Source organism: Vibrio sp. 1078-1 (assembly GCF_033340475.1).
In genome coordinates, this window is the sequence record NZ_JAWOWM010000448.1 from 1 (window position 1) to 652 (window position 652).

Annotated in this window: 1 pseudogene; it reads right to left on the reverse strand. The window is 57.7% G+C overall.

The features are described from left to right. Positions 1-596 (reverse strand): annotated as a pseudogene (locus R7190_RS28120) (hypothetical protein); the annotation flags it as partial. Positions 597-652: the final 56 nt, after the last annotated feature.

Below are 652 nucleotides of genomic sequence, written 5' to 3' on the forward strand. Positions count from 1 at the left end.
GCCCAGTAGAAGCTGAACAGTCGATACAGGTCATCGCCGGTCACCACAAAGCTCTTGCACCGGAAACAGCCCAGATAGTCCTGACAGGGCTCGCCGTTTTTCGGGGATCGGTGCCCTCGGCGGACATCCTGGCATGACGCAACGGGCGTCCGATCACTGGCGATGATATTCGGCTTGCTAAGAAGCTCTTGAACACGCGCCTCGCCTAAAAAACGCATATTGGTTTCCGCTTCTGGTGGTGCTTCCCAGGAGTGGGCATTGCCGGTCTGAACGGTGTGTCGTCCCGTTCTGGCCGTGATCAACGGATCTTGGCCGGACATCTCCCACACGCGATTCAGGAGCGTCTGACGCAACCGAGTGACGTTCAACATGAGCGGCTTCCCATCGTCCGTTTGAAGCTGGTGTTGGTCGACAAGTAGCTTGATGATGTAGTGCAAATGGCTGGCAGTGAGTCGACATGGTTTGCCCGCGTGCTTGCCCCGCACTGGCTCGTAGACCAGCAGTCGCCCCCGATCACCCAGCTGGGCGCGTATAGAGGCATTCCTCGTAACGATCAGATCAATGGCATCAGCGGCATATAGGTGGACACTGGCCATTTCCGATACTTCCTCAGACTTTCTCAGGGCAACCACGTGCGTGGCGTTGCCGCGAC